Annotated in this window: 15 protein-coding genes; 5 read left to right on the top strand and 10 right to left on the bottom strand. The window is 30.9% G+C overall.

What is annotated here, in order from left to right:
• Nucleotides 1–2 precede the first annotated feature (2 nt).
• The 3 genes from ABNT65_RS06605 to ABNT65_RS06595 all read left to right on the top strand — a co-directional run bounded on the left by ABNT65_RS06605 (nt 3) and on the right by ABNT65_RS06595 (nt 2716).
• A complete protein-coding gene (locus tag ABNT65_RS06605; RefSeq protein ID WP_348707351.1) occupies nt 3–443 on the top strand; it encodes a nuclear transport factor 2 family protein in 441 nt (146 codons plus the stop codon).
• A gap of 83 nt (nt 444–526) precedes the next feature.
• Complete coding sequence (locus ABNT65_RS06600; RefSeq protein WP_348707350.1) at nt 527–1546, top strand: UDP-glucose--hexose-1-phosphate uridylyltransferase; 1020 nt, start codon at nt 527–529, stop codon at nt 1544–1546.
• A 144-nt stretch (nt 1547–1690) separates the two neighbouring features.
• Nucleotides 1691–2716, top strand: a complete 1026-nt coding sequence (locus tag ABNT65_RS06595; RefSeq protein ID WP_348707349.1) for a hypothetical protein — start codon at nt 1691–1693, stop codon at nt 2714–2716.
• Here ABNT65_RS06595 and ABNT65_RS06590 read toward each other — a convergent pair.
• The 8 genes from ABNT65_RS06590 to ABNT65_RS06555 all read right to left on the bottom strand — a co-directional run bounded on the left by ABNT65_RS06590 (nt 2713) and on the right by ABNT65_RS06555 (nt 8204).
• The gene (locus ABNT65_RS06590; protein ID WP_348740288.1) at nt 2713–3273 is read right to left on the bottom strand and encodes a hypothetical protein; all 561 of its coding nucleotides are present in this window, start codon (nt 3271–3273) and stop codon (nt 2713–2715) included. The two genes, ABNT65_RS06595 and ABNT65_RS06590, sit on opposite strands and share 4 nt — an antisense overlap.
• A 338-nt stretch (nt 3274–3611) precedes the next feature.
• Nucleotides 3612–4115 carry a cupin domain-containing protein gene (locus ABNT65_RS06585; RefSeq protein ID WP_348707347.1) on the bottom strand — a complete coding sequence of 168 codons (504 nt, stop codon included), beginning with the start codon at nt 4113–4115 and terminating at the stop codon, nt 3612–3614.
• A gap of 16 nt (nt 4116–4131) precedes the next feature.
• Nucleotides 4132–5301 (bottom strand): hypothetical protein, encoded by a 1170-nt coding sequence (locus tag ABNT65_RS06580; protein WP_348747480.1) that lies wholly within the window; start codon nt 5299–5301, stop codon nt 4132–4134.
• Nucleotides 5302–5416: 115 nt separating this feature from the next.
• On the bottom strand, nt 5417–5752 hold the full coding sequence (locus tag ABNT65_RS06575) for a n-acetylglutamate synthase (RefSeq protein ID WP_348740286.1): 336 nt from the start codon (nt 5750–5752) through the stop codon (nt 5417–5419).
• Nucleotides 5753–5850: 98 nt separating this feature from the next.
• Nucleotides 5851–6090, bottom strand: coding sequence for a hexameric tyrosine-coordinated heme protein (locus tag ABNT65_RS06570; protein ID WP_348707343.1), 240 nt, complete (start codon nt 6088–6090; stop codon nt 5851–5853).
• A gap of 68 nt (nt 6091–6158) precedes the next feature.
• Entirely contained in the window at nt 6159–6782 is a 624-nt protein-coding gene (locus ABNT65_RS06565) for a Crp/Fnr family transcriptional regulator (protein ID WP_348740284.1), read from the bottom strand.
• Between the two features lie 71 nt (nt 6783–6853).
• On the bottom strand, nt 6854–7726 hold the full coding sequence (locus tag ABNT65_RS06560) for an aldose 1-epimerase family protein (RefSeq protein ID WP_348740282.1): 873 nt from the start codon (nt 7724–7726) through the stop codon (nt 6854–6856).
• 4 nt (nt 7727–7730) lie between these two features.
• A complete protein-coding gene (locus ABNT65_RS06555) occupies nt 7731–8204 on the bottom strand; it encodes a nucleoside deaminase (RefSeq protein WP_348707339.1) in 474 nt (157 codons plus the stop codon).
• A gap of 216 nt (nt 8205–8420) precedes the next feature.
• Here ABNT65_RS06555 and ABNT65_RS06550 point away from each other — a divergent pair, with 216 nt between their 5' ends.
• Entirely contained in the window at nt 8421–9923 is a 1503-nt protein-coding gene (locus tag ABNT65_RS06550; RefSeq protein ID WP_348747479.1) for a hypothetical protein, read from the top strand.
• Between the two features lie 172 nt (nt 9924–10095).
• Here ABNT65_RS06550 and ABNT65_RS06545 read toward each other — a convergent pair whose 3' ends face one another.
• Together ABNT65_RS06545 and ABNT65_RS06540 are read right to left on the bottom strand one after the other, a co-directional pair.
• Nucleotides 10096–11241, bottom strand: a complete 1146-nt coding sequence (locus ABNT65_RS06545; RefSeq protein WP_348747478.1) for a tryptophan 7-halogenase — start codon at nt 11239–11241, stop codon at nt 10096–10098.
• Nucleotides 11242–11587: 346 nt separating this feature from the next.
• Nucleotides 11588–13750 carry a LodA/GoxA family CTQ-dependent oxidase gene (locus ABNT65_RS06540; protein ID WP_348747477.1) on the bottom strand — a complete coding sequence of 721 codons (2163 nt, stop codon included), beginning with the start codon at nt 13748–13750 and terminating at the stop codon, nt 11588–11590.
• Between the two features lie 183 nt (nt 13751–13933).
• Here ABNT65_RS06540 and ABNT65_RS06535 point away from each other — a divergent pair, with 183 nt between their 5' ends.
• Entirely contained in the window at nt 13934–14725 is a 792-nt protein-coding gene (locus tag ABNT65_RS06535) for a hypothetical protein (protein WP_348747476.1), read from the top strand.
• Nucleotides 14726–14919 lie beyond the last annotated feature (194 nt).

Here is a 14919-nt window from a genome sequence, read left to right as displayed (position 1 = left end):
AAATGAAAAAACTATTACTCGTAAGCCTTACATTTCTAGTGATGGCTTGTGCTAAAACTACTAAAAAAACATCTGAAGTAACAGATAAAAAAGAAATTATTACCATAATGAAAGCACAAGAAAAAGCATGGTCTAACCATGATTTGGAAGGATTTATGGAAGGATATTGGAAAAGTGATTCTCTTAAGTTTTATGGAAGTAATGGGTTAACTTATGGATGGAAAAAAACATTAGAAAACTATAAAAAAGGATATCCTACCAAAGAATATTCAGGAACATTAAATTTTAAAATTAATGATATCTCTAAGATTAAAGAGGAAGCTTATTATGTAATGGGAGAGTATCATTTAACTCGTAAAGTAGGAGATGCAAATGGTGTCTTTATGATTATTTTTAAGAAGATTAATGGAGAGTGGAAAATTGTAGCTGATACTTCTTGCTAATACAAGACAAATTAATAAGCTTTAATTATTAAGTATTCAATTAAACACAAAACTACTTTTGTAGGTATTATTCAATACAGATAATGAATTCACATTTAGAAGATTATTCCCATAAACGTTTAAACATTTTAACGGGGGAATGGGTGTTGGTATCACCACATAGAGCTAAACGTCCATGGCAAGGGCAAGAAGAAGAGGTAGTGTCAATAAAAAGACCAAGTTATGACCCTAATTGTTATTTATGTCCAGGTAATACAAGGGCTAACGGAGAGGTAAATCCAGAATACACAGATACTTTTGTATTTACAAATGATTTTGCTGCTTTACAAAGCAATACACCAACATTGAAAATACAAGAAGGATTGTTGCATGCGGAGTTAGAAAAAGGAATTTGTAAAGTAATTTGTTTTAGTTCTGATCATTCCAAAACACTGGCTAATATGGAGGTTTCAGAAATTGTAAATGTGGTAAAACTTTGGCAAGAGGAATTTACTACTTTACAAGTCAATCCATCTATAAATTACATTCAAATTTTTGAAAATAAAGGAGCGGTTATGGGATGTAGCAACCCACACCCTCATGGACAAATATGGGCGCAATCAAGTTTGCCAAATGAAATTGTGAAAAAGGACAATCAACAAAAAAAATACTTTGAAGAAAATAAAAAAACGTTATTGAGTGATTATTTAAAGCAGGAACTAAAAGAGAAAGAACGTATTTTGTTTGAAAATGAATACTTTATAGTTTTAGTGCCTTTTTGGGCAGTGTGGCCTTTTGAAACTATGATTATACCTAAAAAAGCAGAACCTAATTTAGCAATCATAACATTAAAAGAACAAGAGGCATTTGCAGAAGCAATAGCAAAAATTACTCAAGGGTATGATAAGTTATTCAATTGTTCATTTCCATATTCTAGTGGTATACATCAAATACCAACTTCTAAAAGTGCTAATGAACACTGGCATTGGCATATGAGTTTTTATCCACCGTTATTAAGGAGTGCAACCGTAAAAAAGTTTATGGTTGGGTATGAAATGTTTGGAATGCCACAACGTGATATTACTGCTGAAGGTGCAGCTTTAAGACTACGTGAATTAATTTAATAAATTATCAAAATAACAATAGCATGGAAATCCTTTATTAGTTACTATTTCACATTGTTTTTAATTTGATTATTGATACATAAAACATACTAAATTAGTATCTTTATACTCAGTTAAATAACTTTTTAAATCATTGAAAAAGACATGAGTATAATAACCAATATAACCCGTTATAAGTTAGCTTATACAGTTACTAGTGTAACATTTTTACTACTAGTTTTACTAGCATTTTCTAATTATGCTAAAAACCATCCAATTTTATATACTGGACTCATTTACGATTTATTAATAACCGTACCTATATTATTTTATTTTTTATCAAAAAGAAAAGCATCTAGATTAATTTTAGGAATTATAGTGGCTGTTGGAATGGTAACAGCTTCAATGATAATTCCTAACACAGAGAAGGAGCATTTAAATATGATACGTTATATAGTGCTACCTATGGTTGAGATAGTAACATTGATCTCTATATTGTATTATACGATTAAAACTATTAAAGAAACCAAAAAATTAAATAAAACAAAGAGCATAGATCATTTACAATTGTTTGAGTTTAGTGCAGTGAAAGCACTAAAAAAAGAATTTGCGGGAAAAATATTTGGAGGTGAACTAGCTATGCTATATTATGCCTTGTTTACATGGAAATCTAAAAAGTTAGCAAATAATGAGTTTAGTTATCATAAATTATCTGGTAGTATTGGGTTAGTTGGCGCTATAATTTTAGTCTTGGTAGTAGAAACTTTTGTTGTTCATGTTTGGTTAGTAAAGTGGAGTCTAGTGGTAACATGGATACTAACAGGGCTAAGTGCATACTCAATTTTAATGTTGTTAGGACATGCTAAAGCAATAATAAAAAGACCACATTTATTAAATCAGAATACACTAGTATTAAAGCAAGGATTAATTGGTACTTGTTCAATTCCGTTAGATAATCTTAAAAACATAATTTTCACTTCGAATTTAAGTGAAAAAGAAACTGCTAATGCCTATTACTTAACTCCTTTAGGAGAGATGGAGTCATTTAATACTGTTGTATACTTGCAAAAACCACAAGAGGTGAATTTTATGTATGGGTTTAAAAGAAGTTATACAATATTACTTTTATCAATTGATAATAAAAAAGCTTTTCAGCAATTAATAACAAAGTATTCTAAAATGACTAGCTAGTTTAAAGAAAAGGTAAAGAAATCTTCTTTTTTCTTTGGTTTTTCTTTAGCAAAAACTTTCATAATCATTTGGTCAAACTCTTGAACATCACTTTTACTTAAAAGCACTGTAGTTTTATGTATAAGCTTGGGTAGTGGGTTGGTTTTTGAATAATCATAAAAAAGAAGTCTTCCTGTTTCATTTTTTAATGCCCCATTTACTTTCTCATAATCAATATTTAATTTGTTATAGGTAATAGTTTTTAATTTGGTTTTAAAAAAACCGTAATTGTATGACCAGCTTACTGATTTTGTGTTAACAATTAACTCTTCAACTCCATATAAGTTCCATAACAAGTATTTTATAGGCAAGCCTACCAAAAAAACACATAGTATAATAAGGGGAAAAATCATAGTTACTAACTCTTTAGGAGGAATTTGAAAAGAAGCCCAAATAAGGAAAGATATTTCTATTAAGAGTAAAGTAATTAATACTTTAATACCTATTTTAGACGCATTTACTTTAAGGGAAGCATATACATTGATACCATCGGTAACCACTTTAATTTTATTTTTCATTTTCTAATTGTTTTAGTCTTAGACCAAGTTTTAGCGATTTTATATTTTAATTAACAATAAAGTTAAGGCTTTATTAATTTATAAAGAATTTTAGTAGGTTAAGTTTTTGAAGATTAAGCATTATTTAACCTAATAATATTAAATATTTGATATGAAACAATTGATATAGCCGTTTAAATTAAAAATGAAAACGAATACATTACTACTATACAAAAGGGATGAGAAGAAGCAATTTTTTAGTATTCATAACACTTTGGTGGCAAATATATAAGCTTTTTTGGAAGAATAAAAAGGAAATACCTGATTTGACGTACAAAAATCAGGTATGGTATTTTAGTTTAGGAATGGGTAAGTTTTGTAATAATAGCTTCTTGATTTGGAAATAACTCTAGGAGCTCCTTTTTAGATTTTAATACAAAATCATCAAAACTAAACCCAGGAGAAACGGTGCAACCTACTAAAGAAAAACTATCTTTTTCTACAACTTCAGCACCAAACCAATAACCACCAGGAACCACAAATTGGGGAACTTCGCCTTTTGAAAAATCATTACCTATAATATGTTCAGAATGTACTCCTTTGTCTGAAATCATGTGTAAACGAATAGGAGATCCGTCATAAAAATGCCAAATTTCATCTTGGTTAATTTTATGAAGGGCAGAAAAATTATCTGAAGTAAGTAAAAAATAGATACAAGTAGCATAATTTCGTTTACCATTATATGCTCCACTTAAACTATCAGTATTAATTTCACCATTACTTCTATAAGTTTCTTTAAAAAAGCCACCTTCAGGATGTGGCTGTAAATCAAGTTTTTTAATTATTTGATCAATTGTGTTCATTTATTTTTTGTTTAACTTAAAAATTAAATATATCATTTAATAAAACATAAACCCCATAGGAGTAATCAAATTGATGTTTTTTATTTCCTTCAACACCAACACTTTCAAAAGAATTGTTTAACTGGAAAAAAGCTTCGCCTTGTACACCAACTTTTACATTTTTAGCTAATTTTTTTTCATAATATACCTTAGAAAAAAGTAGTTTTCTGTTTGGTTCAGTAAGTCCAACATATCGATTGTCCAAAACACCATTCCAATAATTAATATTACTTCTAAGAGAATAAGTTTGAAACATTTCATTTCCTCTTGAAGAAATAAATTGATTGGCATGATAATAAGCTAACATAAAGTTAAAATCTCTGATCAAGTATTTTACTCTAAAGTAGTGAGCATTTCCATTAGCAAAAGGATATTCTTTAACTCCATTGGCATTGTGAGCTAAAAAATAATAGCTAAATATAAGCCCTTTGCTTGTCTTATTTGAAGTCTTGTATTCTAAACCCAAAGCTACATTATGAATATCTGAAATATCAGTTTGAGTTTGTTCATCTCTAAATTTTAAATTTACCTGTCCACCTTTATGTCGAACAGTATATTGAATAGGCATCGAAAAATTTTTAAAGAGATTTACTTTTGAAGAGATCCCAACCGTAAATACTTCTCTAAAATTATCAAAAGGGCGAATGTATTTTTCCCAGTCCATCCAAGCATCTATTGAAAACTTAGAAGTAGTATATTGATATCTAGCTCCAGTTTCAATTAATGCATTCGTTAAAATTTTTTCACTAGCCATCATAGGTTCAATCATTCCATGATTGTTTTTGGCAGACCAATTACCTATAGTAAATTGATGATTACCTTGTAAATAATTGAAGCTAAAAGTAGGAATGATAAAATCAATTTTAGTCTCACCAAAGTTTTTTTGAAGAAAAACACCTGCTTTAAATTGTGTTTTTTCAGAATTATTATAAATGAATTCTGGATGTAATTGCGTACCCAACAATGTCAATCCATCTGTTATAAAATTAAAATACTCATTATTTTTAATAAAGTTTAGATTGTATACTTCAAGTCCAAATTTATTTAGAGTAAAATTTTTATTAGTTTCTTTAGTATAGAAAACAGATTCCTGAGCTTCGACGTAGAAAAAATTTATTAAAAATAAGAGAAAGAACGTTTGTTTCAAAGGTAGTTGATTTGGTATAATAGCTTTAAATTTTGAATGATTAGATATCTAACGTCAAATATAAGCCAAGTAGTATAGAACGCAAGTTATTTGTAAAAAACTATTAGACATTGTGTTAAATTTCTTCTAAAACAGAACTACCTTTAGATTTATTTCCTGAAGTCCATTGCCATTCCTCATAGAGTTTTATTTTTCCATTAGTTCCTACTTCAGGAGTAGAGGTACAAGTTCCAGTCATTAACTCTCCTTGTTTATTTATTTGATGATATCGCATGTCAATCACACCATCATCACTAACCTTGCCTATTAAGTGTCCTTTTAAAATATGTTGGCCTTCATATTCACAGGTAAGTATGTTTTTTTCTTGTTGGTAATGAAATATCATATCGCTTGAAACTTCACCATTACCGGAATTATACAAAGGGCGAAATTTTTTATTGTGGTAGTTCATATAAAAGCATTGAAATTTAATTCGCCTTAAAGAAAAACAATTGAAAATAAATACACAAAGTATCCATTTTTAAAATGAATACTTTGTATACAATTAACTTACTTCCAATAATTATTAGCTTTAGCAATAGTGGCAAATTCAGTAGCTATTGTTTGACCAATTGCAATTAACATAGCAGCATCATTTGCATATGTAGGACGCAATTGATCTCGTATTTCAGCATCGGGCTGCGTTAGTTTTATAATAAGACGAGCCATTTTTACAGCTAAGGCTCTTCCTTCTTCTGGAGTTTTTGTTATTAATGAGTTATTAGGTACTAAAATAGTTTGTACAGACATGAGCATGTGTTTTTTGTTATAAACAAAAATATAAGAGGAAGATAAAGGCTACAGTGACACATGTCACATTAGAATACTTTTATTTTACGACCTATTTGTTGTACTTGTTGGTTATTATTTAATTTTTTTAACAGTCGAGTAACAACTTCTCTTGAAGTACCTAGATCATTTGCAATTTCTTGATGAGAAATAGAAAGGATATCAGTTTTTTCAAGAGTAACTTTCTTTTTTAAGTAATCAATTAATCGTTGTTCTAAAGTATTACCAATAATTTGTTTTGTTGTATTTAAAAGGTCGGAATAATGTTTTTGATAATTGGCAATTATAATGTTACTAAAAGAAGGGTATTGTAGAATCCATAACTTTACATATTCTACAGGAATCATTAATAAGGTAGCATTAGACTCTGTAATAGCAGAAAATTCAGCAGGAGAACTATTTATAATATGTGTAAAACTAAAAATACAAGATTCACCAGAAGTAAGAAAGTATAATAAAAATGGAACAGTATCTTCTTCACTAAATACTTTAATTGTACCATCAATTACAACTGGTAAATGGTTAATTGTTTGATTTTGTTTTACAACATATTCATGGTTATTAAACTTTTTAATATAAGCATACTTCTCTATTTCCAGTAATAACTTTTTATCAAGGTTAGGATAGCATTGTGTTAGAAAATTACGATTCATTTATTACTTCAATGTTATAAAGTAAATATACAAATAGCTGTGAAATCTTTATTTTATACTTTTAGTTATTATTAAAAGAATTCAAAAGTATAAGTACTCTCAAATGTATTGGTAGTAGGTAATTCTATAATTCCTTTTTTACCCTTAAAGTTTCCAGTACTATCTTCACCATCGGTAATACCCAACCAAGGTTCAAAACAAATAAAAGGCGTATTTTCTCTTTTAGTCCAAAAAGCTAAATATTCCCAATTAGGGATGTATAAATGAATTCCGTGAGAGTGCTTGGTAGATTTTAAGGAAACTTTTTGAGACTGTATATCTTCAAAAATAACAGCATCGTTTTTAAATAAATCGTAGTTGAGTGGCAATTGTTTACCTATACTTACCTGATTACTTTCTCCATTTCTAAAGCCAGTAGATGGATCTAAACTTAGTTGAGTAGGTGTTTCTTTTTGTTCAAATTCAACATAATAATCGTGAAAAGAACTGTTAGGTGTAAGAGGACAATTGAAGGCAGGATGTGCGCCTATAGAAAAATAAATAGCTTTTGTATCCGTATTAAGTACCTTATAAATTACTTCTATTTGTTGTGCTATCAATTTATAGCTCACCTGTAAAGTAAATTTAAAAGGGTATTTATCAAGTGTTTTTAAAGAGTGTGATAACTCAAAAGTGATTTGTGTATTGGATTGAGAAGCTATTGAAAATACTTCATCTCTGGCAAATCCATGTTGTGTTAGTTGGTATTCTTTATTATTTATAGAGTACGTATTATTTTTTAACTTACCAACAATAGGAAATAAAATAGGAGCGTGGCGCTTCCAAAAAGAAGCGTCACCCTTCCATAAGTAATCTAATTGGGTTTCTTTAGAATAAATTTTGGTAAGCTCGGCGCCTAAAGTTGTTAATTCTACCGTTAAGGATTCGTTTTCTAAAGTAACCATAAGTTTAGTATTCTATTTTATCATCTTTTTGTGACCATTTTTGAAAAGGCTCTAAGGCAATATCTCTGCCAATTTGCTCAAAAGGTATACTTCTTTTCTCATAAGGCAATGGAATTTCTTTGTAAATAAACTCGTCATCAAACCCAATATTAGCAGCATCTTGTTGATTACTTCCATAAAATACTTTATCAGGACGTGACCAATAAATAGCACCTAAGCACATTGGGCAAGGCTCACAAGACGTGTATACGATACAACCATCTAATTGAAACGAACCTAAATTTTTACATGCATCACGAATAGCAGTTACTTCAGCATGTGCAGTAGGATCATTTGTAGAAGTTACTTTGTTATTTCCTCTACCAACAATTTCACCATCTTTAACAATAATACATCCAAAAGGCCCACCTTCATTATTGCTCATTCCCTTTAAAGCTGCTTTTACAGCTTCACTCATATATTCTTCGTGTTTATTCATGTTTTTGTTTTTAAAAATAAAAAAAAGCCTGCAAAACTAACGCTTTTTTATTGAAAGTTAAGAACACTATTTAAAAATTAATCATTAACTTTAAAAGACTACACTTAATACGTATATAACAGTACTTGTAACAAAAAATAGATAGCTCATGACATTTGCTAAAAGTACTATAGCGTAAAAACCTAACTTTGAACATAACGTAAAAACTGACTTATTATGAAATCAACCATTAAATTAACAGTAACCTTACTAGCTTTTAGTATGGTGTTTTTTTCTTCATGTAAGAAGAAAGAAACAGAAAAAAAAGTAATTGAAAAAGAAACAGAAAAAGTAGCCTATAATGTGAAAGCAGATAAGAGTTTGTGTGAAAGTGATTGGTTTCCGCATTCACAAACTAAAAATCCAGCAGAAGGAAAAGGAAGTCCATTTGATGTTTCAAGTACTACCAATGCTATATTTCATCAATGGTCTTGGCAAAAGTTTTTGTGGTTAACTAAACCTACTACAGAAGTAACTTTAATCCCTATTATTACAAGAGGAGAACCAACACCAATACCAGTTAAAGTAAAAATTCCATTGTTTTTAAATCCTAAAGAAGTACATCAGGTAGATTCGCATATGCAACCTGTAAAACAGCAGGCAGGAGCTGCTTTAGTATTAACAGATTCATTACAGGCAGGATCAAGTGGTGTTTTAAAAACCAATCCAACGTATGGGACTAAAGGAAAAGAAGGTACCGTTTTATATTCTATCCATGTAAACCCCACTATGAAAAATGCTGCAGAACAATTTAAAGATTCTATCCTTAAAGGAACTTTAGCAAAAAACAACTTGTCTTCTTTTCCTGTAGGGTCGTTTGAGTTAAAGGTATCTTGGGTAGCTAAGAATGCTATTAAAGAAAGTGAACAGAAGAACTATTATACAACTGTAGCAGCAGTGAGTAGAGATGGAAAGAATTATAAAAATACAGAAGTAGCCTTGTTAGGAATGCACGTTGTTGGAGTAGTAGAGAATCATCCTGAGTTTATTTGGGCTACTTTTGAGCATCATGATTTAGCACCTAATTATAATTGGAAAGAAGATAAAGCAGAAGCGTCAGCAGATAAATTATTATTTGCAAAAGGTAGTACTACTGGTATTGATGGAATTTTATGGACAGGATCTTCAGCTAAAGAGAAATACAAGGCATATGATCTATTCAAATATGGAGTTCCAGTAGATACCACTGGAGCTTTTATGAAAACAAGTCAATCTGAACCAGTGAATTTTGAAAACATTCAAAATATTAATACCTGTGTAAAAAAGAATTTAGAAAAAGAAGAAGGACCTTGGAAAAATTATTTTTATAATGGATCTATTTGGATAGATACTGATGGTTTAACCACACAACAACAAGCTGAGTTATTAGTAAAGTTAAAAGGAGATGTTCATAAAGGGACTCCAGGTTCAGTAGCAAGAGGTTCATTAAATTGTGCTAATGTTACTATGGAAACGTATACACAAACATTTCAAAGTAGTTTGTCTAAGGTAAATGTAGAAACTTTAGCAAATTGTTTTAGTTGTCATAATGCAGTAAGTTATACAAGTGATACTTCTCCAATTTATATGAGCCATTTATTTGATGCCTTTATTAAGCGTGCAGAAGGAAAATCTACAAAACAAGTAGAAGATTTAAAAGCAAAACAAGAAGTAGAAGAATACATGAAGCATCAATTGTAGAAAAAGGGATTCATAAATAAGATAATAGAATTTAGGTATCGAGGGCTAGTATTTAGTTCTCGATATCTTTTTTGTTTGTTCGAGAAACGAAAATAAGATAGTTTAAATGAGTGAATTTATGTAGGAAATGATATAATTATTCGTGATATGTTTTCATACTTATAATCTAGTATTACACTTTTACAGTAACTTCCTCTTGTCTTCGTTGCCAAAAAGGATGCTTATTCCAACGTTTTTCAGTAGTGTAGAATAACGATTTATGTTTTAAGTAATGTTGCCAAATAGCTTCAATTTGTTGTGAATATAAGTATGAAAACTGCGCCATTTTTTCAGTATTATATTGGTGTATAAAATTATTAGCAATTAATAAATCAGTTACTTGCATGGCGGTAGCCATGGCATTAAACATACCCTGAGAAGAAAGTGGGTCAAAACTAATTGCCGCATCACCTAAAGCAATCCATTGTTTACCAGAAGGTTGAAGTAGTCGGGTAGAATTAGCACTTACAGTACCATGGAAATTAATGTCATTAATAGAAACGTTAGTAATGAGTGGTTGCATTTTAGAATTAGAAGCTACTAATTTTAAAAAATCAGTTTTGTGTTTAAAAGTAGTTCGTGATACTAAATCAGGATCGGTTTGAAAAGATAAAACCCTTTTATTATTAGGAGTTACAGCGCTATACCACCAACCTAAAGCGTCAGAAACAATAGTACTCATGGTATTAGTAGCGGTATTAGGTAAACTTATCCAGCAAGAAATTAATTGATCAAAAGTTAACCGTTTAATACCTATGCTACGGGAAAAATGACTCCCTCTACCAGTAGCATCAATCACTAACTTAGAAGTAATTTTATACTCCTTTCTGTTTTTCTGATCGTCATTTTTTATAGTAAGGTTCCAGTTTGATTTTTCTAAGGAAGCATTAAAAAAACGATAGCCCCAAAAACAAGTAATTCCTTTTTTAACCACACAGCTTCTTAAATAGCTTTCAAACTGTTGACGATCTAGACTAAGGGAACAACCATCAGGATTTTTTAAATGATCTACAAATTGTACAGCATCACTTCCCCAATACGATTGCATTCCTATATTGTTAATATACAATCCATTTTCAATCGATTCTTCATTCGTAGAAAGAAGCCCTAACTGTTTCAAAATACGTTGTGCAGCAGGAGCTAAAGATTCTCCAACACGTTCCATAGGTTTTTCTAGCTTATCTATAATAGTTACTTTAAACGTATCAGCTAAAGAAAGTGCAGCTATACAACCTGCAATGCCACCACCAATAATAACTATTTCTGTTTCTTGTGTCATAAAAAAGTATTAATTTATTAGAAAAAGATTCCGATTGTGCTCAACCTAACCTATAAATGTTTTACTTGTAATATGGTGTACGAATAAATTCTTTGCATATGTAAGTTCGAGTGTTTTTTATGAAGTGTTAACGCAGTAAAAAAATTATCGAGAACAGTTAAATTTATACGAAACTATTATTCATAAATAGGATAAGTAATTTGATTGATTTTGAGCTCATTGAAATCAAAATAAAATTGTATCGAGAATTACTTTATAACGTCTCGATACAATTTTCCTTTCTTTCATTCAGAAAAATCACTCGACGTGACATTCTATGTTTTAAAGTTAAAATTATAAGTCTATTCTATTTAGGGATAAACCTTGAAAAACGAGACATTTTTTCAGGAATACCTACTTCAACTTTCTCCGGTGCAGCAGTAGCTAACGCTTTTACTTCATCAATATCATGTAGCTTAGAAGCTAACATACCCATGGTGTTTACAATATTAGGGGTAGCTTCAAAATCTTTCATTTCATCATGTACTAAAGCTATTAAATCTCCTTTGGCACTTTCTATTAAAAGTTGTTCATTTAATAAATTCTCATGAGAAAGCTTTTCAACAGCAGTTTGAAGCGCTTTTTGAGTATCCGCATTTAAAGCTTTACTATTTACAATAGTATTTAAATCGTCTAAGGTAGCGGCTATTAAAGCAGCATCTTGTTTTGAGCTAGGTACAATACCTACTTGCATTTCTTTAGGGAAGTTAGCATCACCAGTTACCCCAGGACGTTTTTGCACCACCGCTAACTTATCAAAATACTTAACCATGCTATTAATCTGATTGGTATAATTAGCAGGTTGTCCATCTAAAGGTAAATCATTCAACCAATCAGGGCGCGTAGCAAAAGCATCAATTCTTTCTGGTTCTGCTAAATTCGGATCAATAGTTTTTGCGTAATCCGTTTCATTTAAAATATTATTTGGTACTCTTGCTGGCCAAAAAGTAGGTAAGTATGGATCATACGGCGCTGTATATCCATCTCTACAACTAGCCGTATCGGTTTGCCAAGGAATAGCCATCCAACGCGTAATTCCTCCAGCTACCTGACCGTTTAATAAAGGCCCTTTTGCTAAAGTTAATGTATCTGTAGTCATAGTTGGTCCATAATAAATAGTATTTACAGGAGGTGTTTTAGGCGCATGTTTTAAACGAAAAGGCGCCATATACATTCCAGAAGTACGCATAGGCCATGTCATTTCACAACCAGGATGAAAAGCATCTGCCAAACAAAATTCCATAGCAGCTTTGGTTAACATATCAGGCTGTTCAGTTACTGGAATGTCATCAATGTTAGTAGGGGTTGATGCATTAGGATTGTAATCGGCATCAAAATCTCCTTTTACCCATTGATCTAAAAACTCCAATTGTAAACCAGATAAAGTAGCGTGCTGACGTACAGAGCCTGTAGTGGGAATACTAATAGCATCACCATATAACCAAGGCCATAATTGAGGTGCTTCTGCACCCGAAACGTCGATTCTTCTAAAGTTATTAGAAATAGTTCTTCGCATTTCAGTATAAGCAGTAGAAGGATTTCCTAAACGAGCAATCCATTCTTCAGAAGTATAATTAAATGGCCCTCCAAAACCAAAACCACCAGCAAAACCTGCATTTACCCATTGTAAATCAGTCATACGTTGAAAAATAGGTAAGATGTCTTTTGTAAAAGATGGACGTTCTGGACGCGGTAACATTTTTGATTTTACGGCAACATCTCGCATTAAGTCCCACATGGTACGTACAGATTTTTGCATAGGAGCATAATCTGGCGGAGCACACACAACCCAAGCAGGATCTACTTCTAATATTTGTGCACCATATTTAACGGAAGCTGTTACTGGCCCATCAGAGGTATCGTCATACCAACCTTCATTATTAGCAAAGGTAATGGCAATATCTCCATTGATGTTTTCAGATGTACCATGTCCTCCTAACATTAATAAGCGTCCTTTGTCATCCGTACGCATTTCACCAAGATATACAGATTTCCCCATAAAACTACCTTTAAAAGTAGCACCGCTATCTACATTTACACCACTAACAGTTTGTGAACCACCATCAATTAATAAGTCCTTTCTATCTTTAACATCAATATTTCTTAAAAAAGAAGGAGGTGCGTCGGCAGCTTCAGGAATATCCAAAGCAATTTGAAATTGATACCAAGAAGCTTTTTGATTAGCTAAATGGCTACTCCAGCTAATAATAGCATTGTCTGAGTTTAATTCTTTTACCGCTTGTCCGGCAGCATTTAAACCGTAGATTCTAAACTGTGCTGCTTGTCTTTTTAACGCGCCTAATTCATCTCTATAAGCATACGGATCGGTTTTAGGAGTTGGATTATCTACTAACGGGCCTATAAAGTATTCATTAACACTATTTCCAACACGCATAATACCAATTGGCGGATAAATAGCTGCTTTTACAATAGTTTGGTCAATCTCATTGTCATGTAAAGAGGTAGTCATAATTTATAATTTTTTAGTTGGTTATCTATTCTTTACTAAAGATACTAAGAATGTGAGTGTAAAAAACTGAAAAAGGCATGAGTGTAGAAAAGTAGTGACTTAGTGTTGAGGTAGTGGTTATACAGTAATTAATTATTGGAAACTTCATTTTGAAATTGCTAAAGAAATTAAGTACTTTGCAATATGTCAAACCCATATAACGACATATTTGATAGTGGTGAAAAAGAAGAAACAACTCCACAAGCTCAAAACACTAATAGAACAGCGAATTCCTCGTTAGATTTCGATACAGATAATCGATTTACTACGGATGGAAAAGAGGCATTAGATGAGGTTATAGAAAATATTACTGTATTTCAAAAGCAAGCAATTCCTTTTTCAGAGTTATTAACCAAAGTAGCAGCCATTAACCATAAAGTAACTAAAAACCCTTTTAGTTTATTTGTTATTACTAAAGATCCTCACAATCAATATACTTTAAAAGCAGAACGGCAATATCATAGTTTACTACAACAAAAATTCAATGCCATTATAGTTCCGATGAAGGTTTTGGCAAAAATGCATTTAGAAACCGTTTTAAAATTTAATAATGAAGTAGGGAAGGAGTATTATTCAGTAGATAAATCAGACAAAACAATCAAAAAAGAAAAAGAACTAGCTATAGAAGGACTGAATAGACAACGAATCATTTTAGTAAATGGGGCTAGCGATTTAGAAATTTTATTTGATGCTATTAAAAATACCGAGCAACGTATTAAAAAGTACATCAATGCAGGTGGTCATAACCATATTTCCAGAGCAGAGTATGAAGTGATTACTGAGAAAACAGAAGCTTTACTTCACGGTTATAACCATCAGTTTGATTATAGTGTATTTGCCATTAATACAATAGATAAAGCCGTTATTTATTTAGGTTTTTATATGAAACAGACTACTAAGCAATACACTAATAAGCTAAAAAAAGCTTTTTTGTAACATAAAAGAAGCTACCTTTTTAGGCAACCTCTTTTCTATGTATAATAAACAATGTTTATCCATTATTTTAAAGCTAAGATATTTTATAACTCCTTATTAAAACGTTCAATCCAACTCTGTTGTTTTAATTCAAATTACTTATGGATTTAAGTTAGTATTACTTTAATAGGATAAAAGGATATTTTTAATCACCT

The sequence above is a fragment of the Tenacibaculum sp. 190524A02b genome (genome assembly GCF_964036645.1).
Taxonomy (GTDB): Bacteria; Bacteroidota; Bacteroidia; order Flavobacteriales; family Flavobacteriaceae; genus Polaribacter; species Polaribacter vairaonense.
The sequence above is the reverse complement of the archived record's forward strand: the minus strand, read 5'-3'. Positions and strand labels throughout refer to the sequence as shown.